Raw genomic sequence first — 4,519 nt, forward strand, 5'->3', positions numbered from 1 at the left:
GCCGCCGGATCACATCCAGCATCTGGTAGAGGACATCCGCGTTCCCCGGGGCGCGGGTGCGTCGACGCACTAGACGGCGTATGCAAAACTGTCTCGCCATGGCCCCGCATCCGCGGGGTCATGGCGGTTTTTTTGCGGCCATCGATTGCCGGGAGCGACGATTCTGGCTTCGGTCGGAAACCCGCGGTAGCCTGCTTGCAGATCCCTTGGACCAGTTGGTGCGAACCCCATGGAAGTTGAGCTGATCGAAATCCGGGAATTTCTCGCAGGTCTTACCCCGTTCGATCACCTGCCGGAAGAGGCCCTTGACCAGCTGCCGCGCGAGTTGTCGGTCCGCTATTTGCGCCGCGGCTCGAAATTCCCCCCGGCCGATGGCGGTGGCACCAATCTCTATATCGTTCGTACCGGAGCGATCGAGTTGCGCGATCCGGCCGGCGAATTGGTGGACAAGGTCGGCGAAGGGGAACTGTACTCGGCCGCATGTGTAGGGACGGAAGAAAGGCAAGGGAGCGATCTCCAGGGACATGCCGCGGAAGATTGCCTGCTGTACCTGATGCCGTGTTCACGCCTTGGGCTTCTGCGGGAACAGTACCTTGAATTCGACGCATACTTCACTGCGTCATTGCGCGCCCGGCTCCAGCGGGCGCTGATGCAGCAGAAAGGCACCCTTGCCGCAGGCGCTTCCCTGTCGAACATTCCGGTACGCAGCCTGGTTGCGCGTGCGCCGGTCACCCTCTCCGTCGACAGTACGGTTGGCGATGCAGCCCGGCGCATGACCGAGGAGGGAATATCATCCCTGCTGTTGCTCGACCAGGAACGCCTCGTTGGCCTGCTCACCGACAGCGATATCCGAAGCCGGTGCATGGCCGCGAATCTGCCACCGGAGACGCCGGTGCGCAGGGTCATGACCAAAGACGTGCATACGATTGCCGCGGACAGTCCAGCCTTCGAGGCCCTGACGACCATGACCCGCCTGAATGTGCACCACCTTCCTGTCATGGATGGCGGCAAGCCGGTGGGCCTTGTTTCCAACAATGATCTCATTCGTTTCGAGAGCGCGAACACCGTCTACCTCGCCGGTGCGGTGCGCAGGTGCGAAACCGTGGGCGAACTGGCCGCCATGAGCAAAGGCCTGCCGGAACTTCAGCGAAAGCTCGTGTACGCCGGAACCACGCCCGGTCATCTCGGCCGGGCCATTTCCTCCGTTACCGATGCATTCAGCGAACGTCTGCTGGAACTGGCGGAACAGGAGCTGGGCCCGCCACCGGTGCCTTATCTCTGGGTGGCGGTCGGCTCGCAGGCGCGACGGGAACAGACGGTACACAGCGACCAGGACCATGCCCTGATCCTGTCGGATGACTTTCGGCCCGAACAACACGACGGGTATTTCCTGGCTCTTGCCGCCCGTGTGAGCGATGGCCTCGCGTCCTGCGGATTTCCCTATTGCCCGGGCGGGATCATGGCGAGCAATACCGAATGGCGACAGCCCCGGCGGGTCTGGCACAGCAAGTTCGAGGACTGGATCGATCAGCCGGCGCGCAAGTCGATCATGCTTGCCTGCAATTTCTTCGACATGCGTCCCCTGCGTGGTTTACGTGAGCTGTATGAGTCCTGGTATCCGGATATTCTCGCCCGCGCGGCCGACAACGAGATCTTCCTCGCGCACATGGCGGCGAATGCGCTCACGGCGCGGCCGCCCCTCGGATTCTTTCGCAATTTCCTTCTCGTGCATGGCGGCGAATACGACCACACGCTGGATCTCAAGCTGCGCGGAATCATGCCCATCGTCGATCTGGCGCGTGTCTATGCCCTGGCCGCGGGGCAGCCTGAACGCAATACCGCAGCGCGCCTGCGGGCGGCGGGCGACGCAGGTACGCTCAGCAAGGAAGGAGCCGCGAACCTCGTAGACGCCCTGGAGTTCATATCCACGGTCCGCGCCCGCCACCAGGCGCAGCAGATCCGCAATGGCCGGGAGCCGGACAACCACGTCCAGCCTGACGAACTGTCCGCCCTCGAGCGCGGGCATCTGAAAGACGCCTTTTCGGTGATTTCAAACATGCAGGACGCGCTGGCGCAGCGCTACCAGACGGACCGGATCGTCTGACCATGCTCGATCGCCTGTTTCCGCTGGAGTACCGTAGAAGGAGGCTGGCGCGTCGCACCGCGCCGGGGCCGTTGCAGAATTATCTGTCGACACCCTTTCCGGATCCGGGACGGGACTGCCGGGAAGTGGAATATCTGGCACTCGATCTGGAAACGACCGGATTGGAGCCGCAAACCGATGCCATCGTCAGCGTCGGCATGGTGACGATGTACGGAACCCGCATCGATCTTGCCACGGCCGAACACCGCGTGGTCCGCGTGGAAAGGCCGATGTCGGAACGAAGCGTGGTGGTGCATCGACTGACGGATGACAGGGTGGCTGCGGGTGAGCCGCTGCATCAGGCCCTCGCGGACGTGCTCACCCGACTCGCAGGCCGGGTGCTGTTGGTACACTACGCGCCGGTGGAGACGGAATTCCTGCGCCGCGCCTGCGCAAAGGTTTTTCACGGCGACTTCACGGCGCGAGTCGTAGATACCCAGCAACTGGCCCGGCGCTGGCTCGAGCGACGCAATCAGCCCTATCGTGCCACTGATCTGCGCTTGTTCAATCTGAGAACGCGTTATAATCTGCCACGTTATGTGGCGCACAATGCGCTCAGCGATGCCCTTGCATGTGCTGAACTGTTCGCCGCCCAGATCGCAGAACGTGAGTCCGGTCGTGCGATGCCGCTCAAGGATTTTCTGGTGAGAATCTGATGTCTGATGCCTGTGGGGCAGGCCACTACGGCGTTGCTGCCCAGGACCGGATTCTCCCGATCAGGCCAAAACGGAGGAGAGAAGAATGTCGACAGAAAAAATCTATCCGGTACCGGCGACCGTCGCCGCCCACGCACACATCGATGCAGAGCAGTACAAGGAAATGTACCGCCGATCGCTGGACGATCCTGACGGATTCTGGGCGGAACAGGCGGAAAAGTTTCTAAGCTGGTCCGGCAAGTGGGATCGCGTTTCCGACTGGAGCTTTGCCGAAGACGACCTCCACATCAAGTGGTTCGAGGGTGGCAAGCTGAACGTCGCCTACAACTGCATTGATCGTCACCTGGCCGATCGCGGCGACCAGACCGCCTTCATCTGGGAGGGCGACGATCCCGGTGTCGACAAGAAGATCACCTATCACGAATTGCACGAACAGGTCAGTCGCCTGGGAAATGCGCTGAAGGCGCGGGGAGTGAAGAAGGGAGATCGCGTCTGTATCTACATGCCCATGATCCCCGAGGCAGCCTACGCGATGCTGGCCTGCGCCCGAATCGGTGCCGTACACTCGGTGGTCTTCGGCGGATTTTCTCCCGAGTCCCTCAAGGACCGGATTCTGGATTCCGACTGCCAGACGGTGATTACCGCTGATGAGGGGGTACGCGGAGGCAAACACATTCCTTTGAAGAACAACGTCGATGAGGCCCTGGCCGAGTGTCCCAATGTGCATACGGTGCTGACCGTGCGCCATACCGGCGGCAAGACCAACTGGCACGACGGGCGCGACGTCTGGTATCACGAAGCCGTGGAACCCGCCTCATCCGATTGTCCGCCGGAGGAAATGGATGCCGAGGACCCGCTATTCATTCTTTATACTTCCGGTTCCACCGGGAAGCCGAAGGGGGTGTTGCACACCACCGGTGGCTATCTGCTGTTTGCCGCCATGACCCACAAGTACGTTTTCGACTACCAGGAAGGCGAGGTCTTCTGGTGCACGGCCGATGTTGGATGGGTCACCGGTCACAGCTATATCGTCTACGGCCCACTGGCCAACGGCGCGATCAGCCTGATCTTTGAGGGTATTCCGACGCATCCCGACAGTTCCCGGTTCTGGCAGGTGTGCGACAAGCACAAGGTGAATATCTTTTACACCGCGCCGACCGCGATCCGCGCCCTCATGCGTGATGGCGATGAGCCGGTGAAGCGAACCGACCGCAGCAGTCTGCGAATCCTCGGCACCGTGGGCGAGCCCATCAATCCGGAGGCCTGGGAGTGGTACTACCGGGTTGTCGGAGATTCGCGTTGCCCGGTCGTGGATACCTGGTGGCAGACAGAAACCGGCGGTCATTTGATTACGCCCCTGCCGGGTGCCACCGCGCTCAAGCCGGGATCGGCGACGTTGCCTTTCTTCGGGGTGGAGCCGGGTATCGTGGATCCGGCAAGCGGCAAGCTCATCGAGACAAGCGAGGCCACGGGGGCACTGGTGATCCGGCGGCCGTGGCCGGGGCAGATGCGAACGGTATATGGTGATCATCAGCGGTTCGTTGATACCTATTTCAAGACCTATCCCGGAACCTACTTTTCCGGCGACGGGGCCCGTCGCGACAAGGATGGGTACTACTGGATCACCGGGCGAATGGACGATGTTCTGAATGGGTCGGGCCATCGTCTTGGCACCGCGGAGATCGAAAGCGCCATGGTCCTGCACGATGCGGTGGCCGAG

General features: G+C 61.8%; 3 protein-coding genes. All 3 read left to right on the forward strand.

What is annotated here, in order from left to right; genetic code table 11:
* Positions 1-229 precede the first annotated feature (229 nt).
* Positions 230-2,104, forward strand: coding sequence for a putative nucleotidyltransferase substrate binding domain-containing protein (locus P8X48_12735; GenBank protein ID MEJ2108171.1), 1,875 nt, complete (start codon positions 230-232; stop codon positions 2,102-2,104).
* 2 nt (positions 2,105-2,106) lie between these two features.
* Positions 2,107-2,799, forward strand: a complete 693-nt coding sequence (locus tag P8X48_12740; GenBank protein MEJ2108172.1) for an exonuclease domain-containing protein — start codon at positions 2,107-2,109, stop codon at positions 2,797-2,799.
* Positions 2,800-2,884: 85 nt separating this feature from the next.
* Positions 2,885-4,519: acetate--CoA ligase (gene acs, locus P8X48_12745; GenBank protein MEJ2108173.1), on the forward strand; the 1,635-nt coding region annotated here is incomplete at its 3' end.

It is taken from the genome of Acidiferrobacteraceae bacterium (assembly GCA_037388825.1).
Taxonomy (GTDB): domain Bacteria; phylum Pseudomonadota; class Gammaproteobacteria; order Acidiferrobacterales; family JAJDNE01; genus JARRJV01.